At 42.9% G+C, this 19,140-nt stretch carries 17 protein-coding genes; 9 read left to right on the top strand and 8 right to left on the bottom strand.

Annotation, left to right across the window (positions count from 1 at the left end; all coding sequences use genetic code 11):
• Both dsbB and nhaB read right to left on the bottom strand, forming a co-directional pair.
• Positions 1 to 404 (bottom strand): disulfide bond formation protein DsbB (gene dsbB / locus H8A87_RS18810; RefSeq protein ID WP_198691422.1); only part of this gene is annotated, 404 nt, incomplete at its 3' end.
• 187 nt (positions 405 to 591) lie between these two features.
• Entirely contained in the window at positions 592 to 2,136 is a 1,545-nt protein-coding gene (gene nhaB, locus H8A87_RS18805) for a sodium/proton antiporter NhaB (RefSeq protein ID WP_198691421.1), read from the bottom strand.
• A gap of 256 nt (positions 2,137 to 2,392) precedes the next feature.
• Between nhaB and fadR the strand changes: the two genes are divergently transcribed.
• The 4 genes from fadR (at position 2,393) to H8A87_RS18785 (ending at position 7,099) form a co-directional block, all read left to right on the top strand.
• Positions 2,393 to 3,115, top strand: a complete 723-nt coding sequence (gene fadR, locus H8A87_RS18800; RefSeq protein WP_198691420.1) for a fatty acid metabolism transcriptional regulator FadR — start codon at positions 2,393 to 2,395, stop codon at positions 3,113 to 3,115.
• 653 nt (positions 3,116 to 3,768) lie between these two features.
• Positions 3,769 to 5,070 (top strand): D-amino acid dehydrogenase, encoded by a 1,302-nt coding sequence (locus H8A87_RS18795; protein WP_198691419.1) that lies wholly within the window; start codon positions 3,769 to 3,771, stop codon positions 5,068 to 5,070.
• An 18-nt stretch (positions 5,071 to 5,088) separates the two neighbouring features.
• A complete protein-coding gene (gene alr, locus H8A87_RS18790) occupies positions 5,089 to 6,156 on the top strand; it encodes an alanine racemase (protein ID WP_198691418.1) in 1,068 nt (355 codons plus the stop codon).
• A gap of 193 nt (positions 6,157 to 6,349) precedes the next feature.
• Complete coding sequence (locus tag H8A87_RS18785; protein WP_198691417.1) at positions 6,350 to 7,099, top strand: MipA/OmpV family protein; 750 nt, start codon at positions 6,350 to 6,352, stop codon at positions 7,097 to 7,099.
• Between the two features lie 364 nt (positions 7,100 to 7,463).
• Here the strand turns inward: H8A87_RS18785 and H8A87_RS18780 are convergent, their stop codons facing one another.
• Positions 7,464 to 8,345: a D-hexose-6-phosphate mutarotase gene (locus H8A87_RS18780; protein ID WP_198691416.1), complete on the bottom strand. Its 882-nt coding sequence runs from the start codon at positions 8,343 to 8,345 to the stop codon at positions 7,464 to 7,466.
• A gap of 142 nt (positions 8,346 to 8,487) precedes the next feature.
• Positions 8,488 to 9,483: a glyceraldehyde-3-phosphate dehydrogenase gene (gene gapA / locus H8A87_RS18775; RefSeq protein ID WP_198691415.1), complete on the bottom strand. Its 996-nt coding sequence runs from the start codon at positions 9,481 to 9,483 to the stop codon at positions 8,488 to 8,490.
• A gap of 351 nt (positions 9,484 to 9,834) precedes the next feature.
• On the opposite strand from gapA, the gene msrB reads away from it, so the two are divergent.
• Both msrB and H8A87_RS18765 read left to right on the top strand, forming a co-directional pair.
• A complete protein-coding gene (gene msrB / locus H8A87_RS18770) occupies positions 9,835 to 10,248 on the top strand; it encodes a peptide-methionine (R)-S-oxide reductase MsrB (protein WP_198691414.1) in 414 nt (137 codons plus the stop codon).
• Between the two features lie 165 nt (positions 10,249 to 10,413).
• On the top strand, positions 10,414 to 10,695 hold the full coding sequence (locus tag H8A87_RS18765; RefSeq protein WP_198691413.1) for a YeaC family protein: 282 nt from the start codon (positions 10,414 to 10,416) through the stop codon (positions 10,693 to 10,695).
• Between the two features lie 60 nt (positions 10,696 to 10,755).
• Here the strand turns inward: H8A87_RS18765 and pncA are convergent, their stop codons facing one another.
• The 3 genes from pncA to sppA form a co-directional block, all read right to left on the bottom strand.
• The gene (gene pncA, locus H8A87_RS18760; RefSeq protein ID WP_198691425.1) at positions 10,756 to 11,391 is read right to left on the bottom strand and encodes a bifunctional nicotinamidase/pyrazinamidase; all 636 of its coding nucleotides are present in this window, start codon (positions 11,389 to 11,391) and stop codon (positions 10,756 to 10,758) included.
• 24 nt (positions 11,392 to 11,415) lie between these two features.
• Positions 11,416 to 12,435, bottom strand: a complete 1,020-nt coding sequence (gene ansA, locus H8A87_RS18755) for an asparaginase (RefSeq protein ID WP_198691412.1) — start codon at positions 12,433 to 12,435, stop codon at positions 11,416 to 11,418.
• 111 nt (positions 12,436 to 12,546) lie between these two features.
• Complete coding sequence (gene sppA, locus H8A87_RS18750; RefSeq protein ID WP_198691411.1) at positions 12,547 to 14,439, bottom strand: signal peptide peptidase SppA; 1,893 nt, start codon at positions 14,437 to 14,439, stop codon at positions 12,547 to 12,549.
• Between the two features lie 167 nt (positions 14,440 to 14,606).
• Between sppA and H8A87_RS18745 the strand changes: the two genes are divergently transcribed.
• From H8A87_RS18745 to H8A87_RS18735, 3 genes are read left to right on the top strand one after another with little or no spacing between them, the layout of a single operon-like run.
• Positions 14,607 to 15,158 carry an NAD(P)H nitroreductase gene (locus H8A87_RS18745; protein WP_198691410.1) on the top strand — a complete coding sequence of 184 codons (552 nt, stop codon included), beginning with the start codon at positions 14,607 to 14,609 and terminating at the stop codon, positions 15,156 to 15,158.
• Between the two features lie 12 nt (positions 15,159 to 15,170).
• Positions 15,171 to 16,214 carry a selenide, water dikinase SelD gene (gene selD / locus H8A87_RS18740; RefSeq protein WP_198691409.1) on the top strand — a complete coding sequence of 348 codons (1,044 nt, stop codon included), beginning with the start codon at positions 15,171 to 15,173 and terminating at the stop codon, positions 16,212 to 16,214.
• A 4-nt stretch (positions 16,215 to 16,218) separates the two neighbouring features.
• Complete coding sequence (locus tag H8A87_RS18735; RefSeq protein WP_198691408.1) at positions 16,219 to 18,159, top strand: DNA topoisomerase III; 1,941 nt, start codon at positions 16,219 to 16,221, stop codon at positions 18,157 to 18,159.
• Positions 18,160 to 18,213: 54 nt separating this feature from the next.
• On the opposite strand, the gene xthA is transcribed toward H8A87_RS18735, so the two are convergent.
• Complete coding sequence (xthA, locus tag H8A87_RS18730; protein ID WP_198691407.1) at positions 18,214 to 19,020, bottom strand: exodeoxyribonuclease III; 807 nt, start codon at positions 19,018 to 19,020, stop codon at positions 18,214 to 18,216.
• Positions 19,021 to 19,140 lie beyond the last annotated feature (120 nt).

The raw sequence follows: 19,140 nt of genomic DNA, 5'->3' as shown, positions 1-19,140 counted from the left end.
CACTGTTTCATTGAGCAATCCCCATACGCTTCAAACACCGAAGGCAACCAGTTGCTTAACGGCAGCCAAGACGGGAAACTGACAAAAAAATCGCAAGTATTAAACGGGGAAGGGTATAACTGCATCATGGTGTGATCCCATGCCAGTTGCAATCCTTGCCATGCGCTGTAAATCCACAGCAGGATCGCCAGCCAGCGCAGTGGAGTTTTAGGCGCTATTGCCCCCAGTAGCGCAGCCCCCAAAATACCAAACAGCGCAACACGCTCATAAATGCACATCACGCAGGGCTGCAATTTCATCACATGTTGAAAATAAAGTGCTGTTGCTTCCAGGATAAGAGCTGTCAACGCCATCAATAACCATGCGCCTCGCCCTTGGGAACTCTGTTTTAAAAACTGAAACATTTTTGTCTTCCCATCTTATTAAGGTAAATAATTGGGTATATTGTGCCGCTTCATCAGCCATAAAAAAATAAAATTAAAGTCAACCACACTATTTTTTCAGGAAAGCAGTTAATAAAAAAGCCGGATAGTGTGGTTTTACACACCATCTGGCAGGATACAACGATAAATTGATAAATTCGGTCAACGATTACAGCGGGGCGATCAAACCGAGTTTTATGAGATATTCAGTGGCAGGTACTAGCCAGAACTCGACGCATAACCAACCTACTAATGTCATCACAATGGTATAAGGCAATGCCATCATCACCATGCGTCCATAAGAGAGGCGAATCAACGGAGAGAGGGCTGAAGTCAGCAGGAACAGGAAAGCCGCCTGCCCGTTTGGTGTTGCCACGGATGGCAAGTTAGTCCCCGTGTTAATGGCAACGGCCAAATATTCATACTGCTGTTGTGAAATCAGACCATTTTTCAGGGCAATCAGCGCTTCATTAATGTAAACCGTACCGACGAAGACATTATCAGAAACCGCAGAGAGCAAACCGTTGAACAGGTAGAATAAGGAGAGCTGTGAAGCTGGCGATGATTGTAAGACAAATTGAATAAATGGTGTAAACAGTTGTTGGTCAACAATCACGGCAACCACTGAGAAAAACACGGTTAACAATGCAGTAAACGGCAGAGCTTCTTCGAATGCTTTACCCAGTGCGTGTTCTTCGGTAATACCACAAAATGTGGTAGCCAGAATAATGACTGACAGGCCAATCAAACCCACTTCGGCCAAATGGAAGGCCAGTGCGGCAATCAGCCAAATGCCGATCAACGCCTGAACAACAAGCTGGGCTTTTTCTTGACGGGTACGTTTTTCAGTGGCTTTTTGATCGTAATCTTCCAAAACGGAACGAACGCGCTCAGGCAATTCAGCACCGTAACCAAACAATTTAAAGTGTTCGACCAGCAAGCAGACCAATAAACCACAAACAAACACAGGAATGGTAACAGGCGACATACGGATAAAGAATGTGACAAAATCCCAACCAACGTGCTTGGCAATAATCAGGTTTTGCGGTTCACCGACCATCGTCATCACGCCACCCAATGCCGTACCGATACCTGCGTGCATCATCAGGCTGCGCAGAAATGCCCGGAATTGTTCCAGCGTCTGCTTTTTATCTTCACTGTCAATGAATTTATCATCACTCAGCTCAAAATTGCCATTTTGGGAAAGAAATTGGTGATAGATGGCGTAAAATCCGACTGAAACACTGATTACGACTGCAATCACGGTCAGGGCATCAAGGAAAGCGGACAAGAAAGCACTTGCCAGACAGAATGCCAGAGCCAGCATTTTTTTGGAACGGATACTCAACAGCAGCTTTGTGAAAACAAATAGCAGCAACTGTTTCATGAAGTAAATGCCCGCGACCATGAAAATCAACAGTAAAATGACTTCCAGATTGTTGCTAATTTCATGGCCTACCTGTTTTGGCGAAGTCATTCCAATGATGACTGCTTCAATAGCGAGTAACCCGCCGGGTTGCAAAGGATAGCATTTTAATGCCATTGCCAGCGTGAAGATAAACTCAACAACGAGCATCCAGCCAGCAGCAAAGGGGCTGACGAAGCAATAAACCAGTGGATTGATGATAAGAAAGACAATGATAGCCAGTTTGTACCAATCCGGCGAGTTACCGAGAAAGTTTTTCACCACTGCACGTCGGATACCGATTTCCATTATTATTAACATTCCTCTTTGTGGATACGTGAGACAAATCTAAACAGCCATATCGAAATACATTGGGCATAATACGCCCGACAAGATAGCAATTTAAGGGGATCCGCACATAATTAATCCGTGAATGATTGCGTTTTTTATGAGCCCTTTCACTCTTTCGCGGTTTATTTACCAGGTAACTATGTCGAACAAACACATTCTGGTATGATCAGTGGCTATTATTAGCCAAGAAAACTGCTTTGGAATAATTAAAATTATGGTAATTAAGGCTCAAAGTCCTGCAAGTTTCGCGGAAGAGTATATCATTGAAAGTATTTGGAATAATCACTTTCCACCCGGTTCCATACTACCAGCAGAACGTGAATTATCTGAATTGATCGGTGTCACCCGTACGACTTTGCGTGAAGTATTGCAGCGCCTTGCCCGTGATGGCTGGTTGACTATTCAGCATGGTAAGCCAACAAAGGTCAATAACTTCTGGGAAACATCCGGTCTTAATATTCTAGAAACGCTGGCACGCCTTGATCATGATCGCGTTCCTCAGTTAATCGATAATTTATTGGCAGTGCGAACTAATATCGCCGCTATTTTTATTCGCACTGCGTTCAAACAGAATCCTGAAAAATCACTGGAAGTTCTGGCGGAAAAAGAAAACGTGGAAGATACCGCCGAGTCTTTCAGCGCTGTGGATTATGATATTTTCCGAGGCCTGGCCTTTGCATCAGGAAATCCAATCTATGGTTTGATTATCAATGGATTGAAAGGCCTGTATACCCGCGTTGGCCGCTATTATTTTTCCAGCCCTGAAGCACGTAATCTGGCATTGAATTTCTACCAGCAATTAAGTTCTCTGTGTCGGGAACAATCCTATGACAAAATCATGGATTGCGTGCGTAGTTATGGCAAAGAGAGTGGGATTATCTGGCATGGTATGCAGGGTGCTATGATCGATGAATTAGTAGAAGCCCGTTTCGGTTGATTATACTCTTCATTTTTTGATTTGCCGCGTTGTTGATTGCGTTTATTCGCCCCAGTCACGTAGTGATATACTATGTAGTTATATAATAGAGAATTATCTATGTTTCTGGGGATTTGTTCCTTTTCCCCAATCATCGCTCTAATCACTCCTCAATACATGCCTGCTATTTTAGGTAGTGCGCTTTAGGTAGTGCGCTTAATACCTGTTCTTTTTTTGAACTTATTTATACCACGATATTTCTGGTGTTTTAATTGACGTTGAAAATTTACCTAAACTGTATAATTCAATTTTTTAAATTATTATTCTATTTAACTAATATTTGAACGAGGTATTATTTCTATAATTTTACATAGTTCAATATTTATTGAATCGCATATTGTGAATGTAATGTTTCTTTTTTACCGAGAAAATCACTCCTATAGATAGGGATTAAAGGGGTTTTTTAGTATTTAATTCTTCTTTAATTTTATGATTTATGGTTGTTTTTTATATATTCACTCGTATTTTCAATAAAGGATTTACCTGCAATTTGTAATAAAAATGTGACTTAAATCTTAAAAGCTAATTATTCATATCGCAGTTTATTATTCTGTATTGGTTTTTTGTATTTAGCATATTATGCTTGAAAATATTACTCATCAATAGGGGACAGAATGAAGGTCCTTATTTTAGGCAGCGGCGTTATTGGTGTAACCAGCGCGTGGTATTTGGCGCAGGAAGGTCATGAAGTCATCGTGGTTGATCGCCAGAATAGTGCTGCAGAAGAAACCAGTGCCGGTAATGCTGGCCAGATCTCACCAGGGTATGCAACACCTTGGGGGGCGCCAGGGATCCCACTGAAAGCAATGAAATGGATGTTCCAACGTCATGCACCTCTGGCTATTCGTCCTGATGGTTCGTTATTTCAATTACGCTGGATGTGGCAGATGCTGCGCAATTGCGATGCAAGCCATTACGTCATGAATAAAAGTAGAATGGTACGTCTGGCGGAATACAGCCGAGACTGTATTAAACAATTAAGAGCGGATACGGGTATCCAATATGAAGGGCGTCAGGGAGGAACCCTGCAACTGTTCAGAACGGCCAAGCAATTTGATAATGCAACCAATGATATTGAAGTGTTAAAGCAGGAAGGGGTTCCTTATCGGTTATTGACTGCAGAACAATTGGCAACGGTGGAGCCTGCTCTTACCTATGCTTCTCATAAATTGATGGGTGGGTTGCAACTTCCGAATGATGAAACCGGTGATTGTCAGATGTTTACCAAGACACTGGCAAAAATGGCAGAAGACGCTGGCGTGAAGTTTATATTCAGTAAGCAAGTTAAACAGATTTTGGTAGATGGGAATAAAATCACGGGTATCCAATGCGATGATGGTATTATGACAGCGGATAATTATGTGGTAGCGATGGGGTCTTATTCTACTGAGATATTGAAAGATCTTATCAAAATTCCGGTTTATCCATTGAAAGGTTATTCGTTGACGATGCCGATTATAGATGAATCAAGAGCGCCAGCCTCAACCGTATTGGACGAAACGTATAAGATTGCCATTACCCGTTTTGATAACCGTATTCGTGTGGGTGGCATGGCGGAAGTGGTCGGTTTTAATTTGAATGTGCCCCAGAGTCGCTGTGAAACGTTGAAAATGGTTGTTCAGGATCTTTACCACAATGGTGGCAATATTGCGGAGGCTTCGTTCTGGACAGGTTTGCGTCCTATGACCCCTGATGGAACTCCTATTGTTGGCCCAACCAAATATTCGAATCTTTATTTAAATACTGGGCATGGAACATTAGGCTGGACAATGGCCTGTGGTTCAGGGAAGTTACTAGCTGATTTAATTTCGGGCAAGAAACCTGATATTGCGGCAGATGATCTCTCTGTATTCAGATATATCAATGGATTCAATATAAAAGTGCTTCCAATGAAGCCTTATTTACATATTGCATAAACTATAAAAGGGGTCGTCATGCCACGTCCTATTTTGGCAACGATCCATCTCGATGCATTCCGCCATAATTTGGCGGTTATTCGTCAAAGGGTCGGTAATAGTAAAGTCTGGTCGGTAGTGAAAGCGAATGCGTATGGGCATGGATTGGACAGAATATGGCAAGTACTCATGCAAACGGATGGATTTGCACTGCTTGACATGAATGAAGCTATTTATTTAAGAGAACAGGGATGGCAAGGACCAATCCTGCTATTGGAAGGTTTTTTCAAGCCCGCGGATTTGCAGATCATCAATGAGTATCGTCTGACAACCGCAGTACATAGCCATTGGCAGCTTGAGGAGATAGAAAAAGCCAGATTGGACAATCCCATTGATATCTATTTGAAACTCAATAGCGGTATGAATCGACTGGGATTCACCCCAGAAGAGTATCCGCAGGTAGTTTTAATGGCGGAAGGGGTTAAAAATATTAATTCAGTGACTTTGATGACCCATTTTGCTAATTCGGATAATGAAGTTGGTGTCGATGGGCAGTTTGCGGTTGTTAAACGCCTGCAAATGAACACACTTCCTCACTCTTTGGCAAATTCTGGTGCCGTTTTGTGGCATCCGAAGACACATGGAAGTTGGGTACGGCCAGGCATTATTCTTTATGGTGCATCTCCGAGCGGAAAGTGGCGTGATATTGCGGATGTTGGGTTGAAATCAACTATGACGCTGCAAAGCGAAATTATTGCAGTTCACGAACTTCCCAAAGGGGACAAAATTGGCTATGGCAGTCGCTATACGACTCAGCAACCCATGCGTGTAGGCACAGTAGCGTGTGGCTATGCGGATGGATACCCGCGGCATGCCCCAACGGGAACACCTGTCATGGTTGATGGCGTTCGTACTCAGTTATTGGGTGCTATTTCAATGGATATGCTGACAGTTGATTTGACGCTATGCCCACAGGCAGATGTAGGCAGTATTGTCGAGTTGTGGGGAAAAAACCTACCGGTGGATGAGGTCGCAGAATCGGCAGGAACTATTGGTTATGAACTTCTGTGCGCTTTAGCGAAGCGCGTTCCCGTCATAGTTGACTAAGGGCCTGCGGGGATAGGCTGTAATCCTTTCTATTGCAGGTATTTTTCTTTCTTTATTCTGGAGCAAATACCTGTTTTATACATATAGTGCGATTGAATAAAAATTCCTTATCAAATAGTTGGCAATAAATCTTTTGATAAATACACTTTATTCCTTATTTCATAAAATCCGTTCTGGTAGGAAATGAATTACAATGAATAAAAACAAGCTGTTTGTTGCTGTAGCGGGGCTTTGTCTGTTTTCTTCAGTGGCATATGCTGGAGAATGGTCTGTTGGTTTGTCGGCAGTGTATGAAGCTAAACCTTACAAAGGTATGAAAGCGAAAGATAAGGTGTTGCCGGTTCCCATGGTTTCTTACGAAAGTGAAAATTTTTATTTTCATACGCTGGCAGCAGGTTATTACCTCTGGAATCAACCTAAAGATCAGCTTTCCGTTGAGGTGTTTTACTCTCCTCAAGCTTTCCATCCCAATGATAGCAAAGATGAACGAATGAAAAAGCTGGATCGCCGTCGTGACACAATGATGGGAGGATTTACTTATCAGCATCACGAAGATTGGGGAATATTGCGTGCTTCCGTTGCTGCGGATATGTTGGGTGAAAGTAAAGGGGTCAGTGCTGATTTCGCCTATTTATACAGTTTCGAGCAAGGTGATTGGATATTGAAACCCGGTATAGGTGTGGTTTGGGGGAGTGAAAAACAGAATCGTTATAGTTATGGCATTACAAAACGCGAATCTGTACGTAGTGGCTTGGCTGAATACACACCGGGGGATAGTTGGAGCCCTTATGTTGAATTATCCGGTTATTATCCTTTTGCCAAGAGTTGGGCTGCTTTCATGACAGGGCGTGTGGAACATTTACCAAGTCAAATTAAAAATAGCCCGATGACCAATCGTTCATACTCCGGTATTATTTGGTCGGGCGTTACTTATACTTTCTGATATATCCTCCATCTTCCAATTGGGTATAAATAAAATGAAAAGCTGAACTCCCAAAATCATCATGGCAGAGTTCAGCTTCTCGTTACTTTCATTTAACTAGGTGTTGTTGTGGACTTCTTGCCGCCTGTGATCAATTGGGTCTGAATAGCAAGAAAAACGAATTCTATTATAGTAATCCGACTAACAGCAGCATCACGTTTAAAGTGGATGACAAAGATTACCCGCTATCTGATGGACCACTTTCTCTAATTTGTTTCCCTGAAAAGCCTGCCAAATTATCAAAGAGGGAAAATACAGGAAAAAAGACGTCTATGTGTATTCCGATGAGCCGTTTGGGTATGAATTTGGCGATATATTACAGCTCCTAGATACCACCAGAGATTTTGCGGCAGCGGATAACAACAGAAAGTCTGTCAGGGTTGCCGTTCTTAGGTCGTAATGGGTTATTGATACGGGCAGTCTCGATACAAGCCATATTTTTATAACTTTCTTTGCTCATATCTTTCATGCTACTAGAAAGTGCAGCACCCGGGTTCCAGCACACCACATCACTATGGTGATAATGGTGTATTTCAATCGTCCGTTTCCATTGAGGATCTCTGAGCAGGTTAAAATCGTCAGGTTCTGTATAGATACGATCGGTTCGTCCTTTGAAGATTAAATCTTCATGGACGTATTGCTCTCTATTGGCAACGGTATCAATAAAATGGGCTCCAAGCCCACTGACCTGAATTTGATTGATGTCACTGACATTGAAGTAAGAGTGAAGGGCAGCGGTAGCTTGATATTCACCGTGAAATTCTAACTCTATTTCGCAGGTTTCCCCTAATTTAAAGCGAGCAATCAGCGTGAATTCATGTGGCCATAATTTATGGGTATAAGCGTTATCTTGTAGTGCGAATGTCAAAATAACACCATTCTCATTCTCATTGTGTGCCTTGAGTTCCCAAGGCAATATCCGCGCAAATCCGTGGCTAGGAGCGGTAGATGAACCAAACCAAGGCCAACAGATGGGAATACCACCACGAATAGCAGTGCCTGCACCGAAAGCTGTTTTATCGCTTAACCATAATATCGGCTTTTCACCACTAGGTTGCCATGTGATTAGATGCGCCCCCTGAATACTGATCGCACCGCGTGCTATAGGATGGGAAACAACAATCAACGGAAAATCATCGATGTTTCGCTGACTGATATAAGGGGATATTTGTTCTACAACCGGTAATGAGAAAATTTTATCAAGCATCTGTCATAACCTTATGTAAACCTGAATTGGCAGTTGAACCAAGGCATAAGAATAACTCAATGTTTTGGAAAAATAAATTTTGGAGATATAAATATAAAAGCCATCTGTACACAGATGGCTTTTGAACGGGTATGAAGCTCAATTATTTAGAGATGTGAGCGATCAAATCCAGAACTTTGTTGGAGTAACCAGTTTCGTTGTCATACCAAGAAACCAGTTTGACAAAGTTGTCGTTCAGAGCGATACCTGCTTTTGCATCGAATACAGAAGTCAGTTTTTCGCCGTTGAAATCAGTAGAAACAACGTCATCTTCAGTGTAGCCCAGAATGCCTTTCAACTCGCCTTCTGCTGCTTCTTTGATTGCATTACAGATTTCTGTGTAAGTTGCTGGTTTAGCCAGACGTACAGTCAGGTCAACCACAGAAACGTTAGGAGTAGGAACACGGAAAGACATACCAGTCAGTTTGCCGTTCAGTTCTGGGATCACTTTACCTACTGCTTTTGCTGCACCGGTAGAAGATGGGATGATGTTCTGTGCTGCACCACGACCACCGCGCCAGTCTTTCGCTGAAGGGCCGTCAACAGTTTTCTGGGTAGCCGTTGTTGCGTGAACAGTCGTCATCAGACCTTCAACGATGCCGAATTTGTCATTGATAACTTTAGCCAGTGGAGCCAGGCAGTTGGTGGTGCAGGATGCGTTGGAAACGATCTCCTGACCTGCATAAGCGTTGTGGTTTACACCCATAACGAACATTGGTGTGTCGTCTTTGGATGGGCCAGTCAGAACAATTTTTTTCGCGCCAGCAGCGATGTGTTTACGCGCAGTTTCGTCAGTCAGGAAGATACCGGTTGCTTCAGCAACGACATCAACACCCACTTCGTTCCATTTCAGGTTAGCTGGGTCTCTTTCAGATGTAACGCGGATGGTTTTGCCGTTAACAACCAACTGACCGTCTTTAACGTCAACTGTACCGTTGAAGCGGCCGTGGGTTGAATCGTATTTCAGCATGTAAGCCATGTACTCTGCATCCAACAGATCATTGATTGCAACGATTTCAATATCTGAACGTTCTTGTGCAGCACGGAAAACAATACGGCCAATACGACCAAAACCGTTAATACCTACTTTGATAGTCATAGTATTCCACCAGCTATTTTTTAGTGAATTTAGTGAATTAAAAGTTGTTTCTAAAGTTACCAAAATCTTACCAGCCGTCAAGCGGAATCGTGTCAACAATTGAAAAAGATCAATTTAGTCATCACTATCTGAACGCTTGCTATACAGCTGGGGCAAGCTCTACGCACATCATTATCGGGGTATAAGGATATATTTAAAGTTACCATCGGTTAGATATGTGAGATTTATCACAATTAGTAAAGTAAATTGCTATGTTGAATGGGTTAGAATGCGTTTTGACATTTTGATGTTAATTTTTTGTTGTTTTCGATGATTTTTTATTGAAAATACTGGCCTTAAAAGGTGGTCATTATGACTAAAAGTCAAAATATTTCCCTTTCCATAGAACAGCTTAGTGTAATGCAGCGCCACGTTACGCAAGAATCAGGCACTGAGCCGCCATTTTCAGGAAAACTACTGCACAACAAAAAAAGTGGCCTTTACCATTGCCTATGTTGCCGTCAGCCATTATTCGTTTCTGATACTAAATTTGATTCGGGATGTGGGTGGCCGAGTTTTTATCAGCCGATCAATGATGAATCTATCGCTTGTCTTGATGATTATTCTCATAACATGCATCGCATAGAGGTACGTTGCGGCCACTGTCAGGCTCATTTAGGGCACGTTTTTCCCGATGGCCCCAAACCAACAGGAGAGCGTTTTTGCATTAATTCAGCAGCGCTACGTTTTGTTGATCAAGAAACTGGTGAAGAAACAGCGGGCTAATGCTATTCCTGAAGGTTTTTGCATCTAAATGAAACGTTGAATCTAATTACTTTGTAGAAACGATTCAGTGTGTTATTAACTGATAATGATATTAAGTCGTAACAGTATTAACTTGTAACCGTGTCGGCTTGTAGTCGTGTAAATAGTACATGTAAGGAAATATCGATGAAGTTGGATGATTTACTCTCTGCCATGACGCCTGAAATTTATCAGCGATTGGTTCAGGCTGTTGAATTGGGGAAGTGGCAGGATGGTATACCCCTCACGTCAGAACAGAAAGAACATAGTTTACAGGCAGTGATGCTCTGGCAAGCCAAGCATAATCATGATCCTGAACATATGACGATTGGCACGGATGGTCAAATTACTATAAAAAGCAAGCAAGAGTTAAAGGCTACATTTCAAGCCGAAATGGTCGCAAAATTAAAACCTCAGTCAGAAGATTGAAATAAAAACCTCGTCTTTGGCAGAAATAGGACGAGGTTATGTTTATTAGGCCATTAGCACTTACAAAATGGTGATTATTTCGCTCTGTGGGATTAATTTAGCGCCTTTGGCGGCCATCTCCTCAAATGCGTGTTGGCTGTCATCTGCCCGAATATTAACACCACGGCAACCATCAATAATTATATAGGTTTCATAGCCTAGCGCTAAAGCATCAAGCACAGTAAATTTGACGCAGTAATCTGTAGCGATGCCCAACACAAACAGACGCTGGATATTTTTCTCGGTCAACCATCCATGCAGGCGAGTTTTGCTTTTATGATCATTGTCGAAGAATGCGCTATAGCTATCTATCTGGGGGTTTTCACCTTTTCGGAAAACTTCTTGGATAGTAGATTGATTTAACGCAGGATGGAACTCTGCACCAAATTGTTCTTGCACACAATGAACAGGCCACCATATTTGGGGAATGCCATTGAGTTCACCTAATTCGCCAATTCTCTGCCCAGAATTGGCTGCAAAGCTCATGTGGTTATCTGGGTGCCAGTCCTGGCTAGCAATGACAGAAATGTTATTTTCCTGGCACAGCTCGATGACTTTATTGGCTACCTCAATCACTGTATCGCTATCTTTGACCGCCAGTGCGCCCCCAGTACAGAAGTCATTTTGCAGATCGATCAGTAATAATGCTGTTTTTATCATATTTTTCGATTTACCTATTTATTATTCATCGGAGTAACTCAATTCCCCACGCAGATTCTTTTGCATCAGGTGGCGGATCTCTTCAGTTGTATAAGATTGACTCAGTAAATAGTGTAATTTCGTCAAAGCTGCTTCGAAAGTCATGTCATAACCACTAATAACACCCGATGCAGCCAGAGAGTGACCAGTAGCATAACCTCCCATATTGACCCGGCCAGAAATACACTGTGTCAAATTAATCACAATAATCCCTCGCTCGGTCGCTTCCTTTAATGTTTTCAGCAAAGCAGCACACTGAGGAGCATTGCCAACACCATATGATCGTAAGATCAATGCCTTGACCGGCTGCATTAGAATATTTTCCACTACCTGACTGGATAATCCTGGATAGATGGTCACAACACCAATCGGTTGCGATGTGATCGGGTTTACGACAAATTTGCTGTGATCGACAGGTATGGAGTTTGTTTTGAAAGTACGAATGTTGATCCCAGCTTCCATCAGTGGAGAGTAGTTTGGGGATGAGAAGGCATCAAAGCCATCAGCGTGGGCTTTAATCGTTCTATTTCCACGAAACAATTTATTGTTGAAAAACAGACCGACCTCGTTGACAGGATAGTTAGCCGCGAGATACAGCGCGTTAAGTAGATTTGTTTGCCCATCGGAACGTAATGCTTCTAAAGGAATTTGTGACCCTGTCACAATGACGGGCTTATTGAGGTTTTCAAGCATGAAAGAGAGCGCTGATGCAGTGAACGCCATGGTATCCGTACCATGCAGAATAACAAAGCCATCATAGTCATGATAATTCTGGTAAATATCATTCGCGATAATACTCCAGTCGTCAGGACTCATATCAGAAGAATCAATCAAAGGCTGGTGTTCACGGATCGTAAATGTTGGCATTTCTGGGCGGTGAAATTCGGGCATTTTTGCGAGCTGCTGCTGTAAGTGGCCGGAAACAGGAATGTATCCATTGGGGGAATGTTGCATCCCGATTGTGCCGCCAGTGTAAACAACATAGATGGATTTCTTCTGCATGGTAACGCCTCAATAAAAATATTTAGCCGGATTATAGGGACTATACGGAATAAAAAAAGCCTGATGGTGAGATCAGGCTTCAAATTTGATAGAGGACTTTGTTAGTCGTTTTTAACGGACATCAACACAATTTAGACAGAACGTATAGATATTCTGTGGATCATTCATGTTGTTATAAAATACCGCTTGCTTTTTCATGTCTTGAGCAACTTGGGCGAATGGAGCCGGCAACATTGATTGCAACGTATTAGGCAGCAGGGCTTGCGCTGATGAAGTTAGCCCTAACATCATTTTTTCAGAAAATGATAGCTCAGGCTGCATCCAATCCAGTGATACATTTTTGACTCCTGCCAATTCGGCGGCTTTTTTGACCGCGTCATCAAAATCACCCAGTTGATCGACTAAACCATACTTCTTGGCATCAAAACCGCTCCAAACGCGCCCTTGGGCGACATTATTGATTTCGTCCAGAGATTTATTGCGGGTTTTTGCAACCAGTCCGATAAACTTGCCGTAGCCATTTTCAATAGACAATTGCATTATGTCTGAGAATTCTTGGTTGATACCTTTGGTTGCAGAAATATCAGCCAATGGGGTCGTTGAAATACCGTCTGTATTCACACCAATATGATTAAGGGTTTTTTCAAAGGTCTGAAGGACACCAAAAACACCGATGGAACCTGTTAATGTATTTGGAGCAGCAATGATGTAGTTAGCAGGAGTGGATATCCAGTAACCGCCTGATGCTGCTAGTCCGCCCATTGAAACAACAATGGGTTTTGCACCTTTGCCATTATTTTCCTTATCGCCATTGCGGATAGCGGCAAGTTCACTGCGGATAATTTCAGATGCACCGATACTGCCACCTGGGCTGTTCACTCGTAATACGATAGCCTTTATGTTGGGATTATGGTGTGCTTCACGCAGTTGTTCTACAACCGTGTCACTTCCCACTATACCTGATGATTGTTTACCCTCTAAAATCGCACCTTCAGCAATAATGACGGCAATGTTACCTTTGTTGTCATCTGAGTCTTTTACTGGTTTTTGGGCAATGTAGTCATAGATACTGATGTAATTGAAATGTTGTTGTTCTTCATTCCAACCGAATATCTCTTTCATTTTCTTTTCAACTGCACTGCGCGGTTCAATATAATCCACCAGCTTGTTTTGATATGCATACAGTGCAGCATCTCCGCCAGCTTTACGGAATTTCTCGATAAAGTTGGTTGCTCCAGGGAAGACTTGATCGGCAGGGATATGCCTGTTAACCGCAATGGTATTCAAATAATGGTTCCAAAGCTCGTTAATCCAGAGGCTGTCAGCTTCACGGGCTTCTTCTGACATATTATTCCGCAACATGGGTTCAACTGCTGATTTATAGGTGCCCACACGGAAAATATGGGTGGAAACTTTCAACGTATCTAATAATGATTTGTAGTATAAGTGGTTGGTTGAGAAACCATGGATATCAACGGAACCTAGTGGAGATAAGTATATTTCATCCGCATAGCTGGCTAAATAATATTGTGATTGGCTGTAAGCATCACCGATTGCAAAAACCGGTTTGCCTGCTGCTTTAAATTCGTCAATAGCCTTGCCAATATATTTCATGGAAGGCTGGTCTGCACCTATAAAATCATTCAGTTTTAATACCATCCCGGTAATTTTGGGGTCATTTTTGGCGCGACGAATATTGTCAACAATGTCAAATAGGGAGGTTTCTTGAACATTGCTATTGGAAGGGCCAAAAAGATTTTTCCCCCATTGCTCAAGTGGATTGTGAGCAGAGATATGATCAAGAACAACACCAGACAGGTTGACATATAATGCCCCGCGATAGTTATCATCGGGTTTGGATTGTTGTTGATAAACGATTATGCCAACAGCAATGACAACAACCAGCAGGATAAAGATAAGATTGGAAATAAGTTGGCGAACAAAATTTAGCAATGCCCAACTCCATTTAAATAACGCCGTTATAACACTCCATAAAGTACGCATATCGTCTCCAGTTATGGGATCAAATGAGGTTATCCTAATCAGCTCGCCTGTAAATGTCAGCTGGAAATCACGTGAATGATTGAAAAAACGGTTTATGTGCTTTCATTCACTAACGAATAAACAGAGAATGTTGAGCCGTGACAGACTATCTTATTCAGGAGAACACAATGAATGCTTTGGAACTTTTATTGAATCGTCGTTCAGCTTCACGTTTAACGACACCTGCCCCAGAAGGAAATGAATTGCAGCATATTTTAGCCGCAGGGATGAGGGCTCCTGACCATGGAGCATTGCGTCCTTGGCATTTTGTTGTGATGCGGGGAGAAGGAATTAATAAATTTAGTAAACTTCTTGAACAAGCAGCAATTGAGGGGGAATTGGGAAAAGAGGTTGAAGAAAAGGCGAAAAATGCGCCTTACCGCGCTCCTATGATTATCACAGTTATTGCCAAGGTAGTTGAACATGCGAAAGTACCTGCATGGGAACAAGTCGTTGCAGCGGGATGTGCGGTTCATGCCATGCAAATGGCAGCAGTCGCCCAAGGTTTTGGCGGAATATGGCGTACAGGCTCATGGACAGAAGATCCAACTGTCAGGGCAGGTTTGGGTTGTGAGGAGAATGACGAAATTGTGGGGTTCCTCTATTTAGGAACACCGGAACTCAAAGCTCCTGCAAAAGTATCAACACCAGATTTGACAAACTTTGTCAGTTATTTCTAACTGGAGCGAGCAATGTCAACTGAAATCCGTCTGACTCAGTATAGCCATGGTGCCGGATGTGGCTGCAAAATTTCACCCAAAGTGCTGGAAACGATCTTGCACAGTGAACAGGCAAAATTTTTCGATCCTAATCTGCTGGTGGGTAATGAAACCCGTGACGATGCTGCTGTGTATGATATTGGTAATGGTATCGGCATCATTAGTACTACGGATTTTTTCATGCCGATTGTTGATGATCCGTTTGATTTTGGTCGTATTGCGGCCACTAATGCCATCAGCGATATTTATGCAATGGGCGGAAAACCCATAATGGCGATTGCGATTCTGGGCTGGCCAATTGCTAAGTTGTCCCCAGAAATCGCTCAAAAAGTCATTGAGGGAGGTCGGGCTGTTTGCAAGGAAGCGGGCATTTCTCTTGCAGGTGGACATTCGATTGATGCACCGGAACCTATCTTTGGTTTGGCAGTGACCGGTATCATCAATATTGAACGTGTGAAGCGTAATAATCGGGCAAAAGCGGGAAGTCTCCTGTTTCTGACTAAACCTTTAGGCGTCGGTGTATTGACCACGGCTGAAAAGAAAGGCTTGCTTCAGCCTGAACACCAAGGTGTTGCGAAAGAAACGATGTGCCGGTTGAATAAGGCAGGGACAGATTTTGCAGGGATTGATGGTGTTACGGCGATGACGGATGTAACAGGTTTTGGCCTGTTAGGGCATTTGGGGGAAGTTTGTGAAGGTTCGGGCGTTCAAGCAATGGTCAAATTTTCACAAGTGCCAAGATTGCCAGATGTTGATGCTTATATCGAAAAAGGTTGCGTACCTGGTGGCACAGGGCGCAACTTTGACAGTTATGGGCACTTAATTGGGAAAATGACTGTTCGTCAACGTCATCTCCTGTGTGACCCACAAACTTCGGGTGGTTTATTGCTGGCTATTTTGCCGGATGCCGTGGAAGAGGCGAAAGCTATTGCACGAAGCCACAACATTGATTTGATTGCGATTGGTGAACTGACTGAACTCGGCTCAGGCAGGGCATTGATTGAAGTTATTGAATAATTCCATGCGTCTTTTTATTGCAGAAAAACCTAGCCTAGCGAGAGCTATAGCGGATGTTTTACCGAAACCCCATCGGCGTGGGGATGGGTTTATCGAATGTGGTAATAACCAGTTTGTTACTTGGTGTGTCGGCCATCTATTGGAGCAGGCTGAGCCAGATGCCTACGATAGTCGTTATGCTCGCTGGGTATTGGCTGATTTACCGATCATTCCTGAAAAATGGCAGTTAAAGCCACGGGCTGCCGTGGCTAAACAGCTCAATACGATTAGATCCCTGTTGGAAAGGGCCAACGAAGTTGTCCATGCCGGTGACCCTGATCGTGAAGGGCAATTGCTGGTGGATGAAGTACTGGACTTTTTGGATCTGGATCCCGAAAAAAAACAGAATGTCCTGCGCTGTCTAATCAATGACCTGAATCCTCAGGCGGTCACAAAGGCTATTGAACGACTGAGGAGCAACCGGGAATTTGTCCCCTTGTGTGTTTCTGCACTCGCGAGAGCCAGAGCAGATTGGCTTTATGGCATCAATATGACCCGTGCTTATACGTTATTGGGTCAGAATGCGGGTTATCAGGGCGTATTATCTGTTGGGCGTGTCCAGACGCCTATTCTGGGGCTGGTCGTTCGCCGTGATGAAGAGATAGAGCATTTTGTGCCGAAAGATTTCTTTGAGGTCAAAGCGCATATTGTCACGCCGAATGAAGAGCGATTCACGGCCTTATGGCAGCCTAGTGAATCCTGCATTGATTTTCAGGACGAAGAGGGAAGAGTTATCCATCGTCCATTGGCAGAGCATGTCGTGGCGCGTATTACTGGACAACCTGCCTATGTCTCCGCATATCAGGATAAGCGAGAATCAGAAACGGCACCATTGCCATTCTCGCTTTCTTCCTTGCAAATTGAAGCCGCCAAGCGTTTTGGTTTGAGCGCCCAAGATGTACTTGATATCTGCCAGCGGCTCTATGAAACCCATAAATTGATCACTTATCCTCGTTCTGATTGCCGTTATTTGCCAGAAGAACATTTTGTGGGGCGTCATGCGGTTTTGAATGCTATTTCGGTTCATGCTGCACACCTGTTTCCGCAGGATGCCTTGGATATAGAGAAAAAGAATCGTTGTTGGGATGATAAGAAAGTTGATGCGCACCATGCGATTGTTCCTACCGCCCGCAGTAGCCAAGTTAACTTGACCGAGCATGAAAGCCACATCTACAGCTTGGTTGCCAGGCAATATCTGATGCAATTTTTCCCTGATGCGGTATTCCGGAAGTGTACGATTGAACTTGATATTACAGGCGGAAAATTCATTGCTAAAGCACGTTTTTTGGCAGAAGCAGGTTGGAGAACCTTGCTTGGCAACAAAGAGCGGGATGAAGAAAATGAAGGTACTCCATTACCTGTTGTTGCTAAGGGAGATGAGCTTTTGTGTGAGAAGGGTGAAGTGGTAGAAAGACAGACACAACCACCACGACCTTTCAGTGATGCAACATTATTGTCTGCAATGACAGGCATAGCTCGATTTGTTCAGGATAAGGCCTTGAAGAAGGTGCTGAGGGCAACCGATGGCTTGGGTACGGAAGCAACTCGAGCTGGGATTATTGAACTGCTATTCAAGCGGGAGTTCCTGTACAAAAAAGGGCGCCACATTCATGCTACTCCTGCTGGTCGAGCCTTGATCCATGTATTGCCGGATATGGCTGTATTACCTGATATGACAGCACATTGGGAATCTCGACTGACGCAAATCAGCGAAAAGCAATTCCGTTATCAGGATTTTATGCTGCCTCTTCAGGAAGCATTGCAGCAATTAATCTGGCAAGCAAAACAGTATCGTAATTTGAAAGCCTTTAGGGATTTGCCCCCTGTTCCCGCGAAAGGTAAAAAAGGGAAAGGAAAACAGGCAAAAACCAGCAAGAGCAAAACAAATAATACCAATCAAGCATAACTAAAATGAAAACACAGCACCACCAATTAGGGTGCTGTGTTTCATGTCTGGTGATTATATTTCAAACTCTGCCCAAACAGGGGCGTGGTCAGACGGTTTTTCCATGCTGCGAATAGCATAATCAATACCAGAAGAGATACACCGTTTTGCCAATGGTTGGCTGGCAAGCAGCAAATCAATACGTAGTCCACGATTGTCATCAAAACCTTTTGAACGATAATCAAACCAGGAAAACTGATCATTGATTTCGGGGTGTTGTACCCGGAATGTATCGATGAGCCCCCAATTTTTAAGACGCTCCATCCATTCTCTTTCTTCCGGTAAGAAAGAGCACTTCCCAGTTTTTAACCAGCGTTTTTGGTTATTTTCTCCGATCCCAATATCAAGATCGGTTGTGCTGATATTCATATCTCCCATAATCAGAATATTCGATTTCGGAGAGTGATTATTTTCTAGGTAGGATTGCAAATCCTGATAAAACTTTTCTTTTGCAGGAAATTTAATCGGGTGCTCACGGCTTTCTCCTTGAGGAAAATAACCGTTGATTACGGTTAATAAACCGAAAGGTGTTTCAATCTCAGCCATAATAATGCGGCGTTGTGCATCATCACTATCGGTAGGGAAACCTTTACGAACTTTTACGGGTTGCTGACGGGTAAGCAGGGCTACACCATAGTGTGATTTTTGCCCATGATAGAAAACGTGATAGCCCAGTTTGCTTACTTCTTCTAAGGGAAACATTTCATCATGAACTTTTATTTCCTGCAATCCGATAACATCTGGTTGGTGTTTTTCAACAAGAGCAGCAAGTTGATGAGGACGTGCTCGCAGCCCATTAATATTGAATGAGATAAATTTCATATCGTTATAATCACCTAATAAATATACTGATTTTTAATGTTAACAGATATAAATAAAGATGTAACTATTTATTAAATAATAAATTTTACCTAATTATCTTGATATCTAGCTATTTTACTC

The organism is Xenorhabdus lircayensis, from assembly GCF_016306625.1.
GTDB classification, from domain to species: domain Bacteria; phylum Pseudomonadota; class Gammaproteobacteria; order Enterobacterales; family Enterobacteriaceae; genus Xenorhabdus; species Xenorhabdus lircayensis.
The sequence above is the reverse complement of the archived record's forward strand: the minus strand, read 5'-3'. Positions and strand labels throughout refer to the sequence as shown.

What these genes read in the sequence shown, in the direction of transcription:
- H8A87_RS18780 (WP_198691416.1), bottom strand. Translation starts at nt 8,345, where the DNA reads ATGCTTGATAAAATTTTCTCATTACCGGTTGTAGAACAAATATCCCCT.
- nhaB (WP_198691421.1), bottom strand. Translation starts at nt 2,136, where the DNA reads ATGGAAATCGGTATCCGACGTGCAGTGGTGAAAAACTTTCTCGGTAAC.
- H8A87_RS18735 (WP_198691408.1), top strand. Translation starts at nt 16,219, where the DNA reads ATGCGTCTTTTTATTGCAGAAAAACCTAGCCTAGCGAGAGCTATAGCG.
- alr (WP_198691418.1), top strand. Translation starts at nt 5,089, where the DNA reads ATGCCACGTCCTATTTTGGCAACGATCCATCTCGATGCATTCCGCCAT.
- selD (WP_198691409.1), top strand. Translation starts at nt 15,171, where the DNA reads ATGTCAACTGAAATCCGTCTGACTCAGTATAGCCATGGTGCCGGATGT.
- H8A87_RS18785 (WP_198691417.1), top strand. Translation starts at nt 6,350, where the DNA reads ATGAATAAAAACAAGCTGTTTGTTGCTGTAGCGGGGCTTTGTCTGTTT.
- fadR (WP_198691420.1), top strand. Translation starts at nt 2,393, where the DNA reads ATGGTAATTAAGGCTCAAAGTCCTGCAAGTTTCGCGGAAGAGTATATC.
- sppA (WP_198691411.1), bottom strand. Translation starts at nt 14,439, where the DNA reads ATGCGTACTTTATGGAGTGTTATAACGGCGTTATTTAAATGGAGTTGG.
- xthA (WP_198691407.1), bottom strand. Translation starts at nt 19,020, where the DNA reads ATGAAATTTATCTCATTCAATATTAATGGGCTGCGAGCACGTCCTCAT.
- H8A87_RS18745 (WP_198691410.1), top strand. Translation starts at nt 14,607, where the DNA reads ATGAATGCTTTGGAACTTTTATTGAATCGTCGTTCAGCTTCACGTTTA.
- ansA (WP_198691412.1), bottom strand. Translation starts at nt 12,435, where the DNA reads ATGCAGAAGAAATCCATCTATGTTGTTTACACTGGCGGCACAATCGGG.
- H8A87_RS18765 (WP_198691413.1), top strand. Translation starts at nt 10,414, where the DNA reads ATGAAGTTGGATGATTTACTCTCTGCCATGACGCCTGAAATTTATCAG.
- msrB (WP_198691414.1), top strand. Translation starts at nt 9,835, where the DNA reads ATGACTAAAAGTCAAAATATTTCCCTTTCCATAGAACAGCTTAGTGTA.
- H8A87_RS18795 (WP_198691419.1), top strand. Translation starts at nt 3,769, where the DNA reads ATGAAGGTCCTTATTTTAGGCAGCGGCGTTATTGGTGTAACCAGCGCG.
- gapA (WP_198691415.1), bottom strand. Translation starts at nt 9,483, where the DNA reads ATGACTATCAAAGTAGGTATTAACGGTTTTGGTCGTATTGGCCGTATT.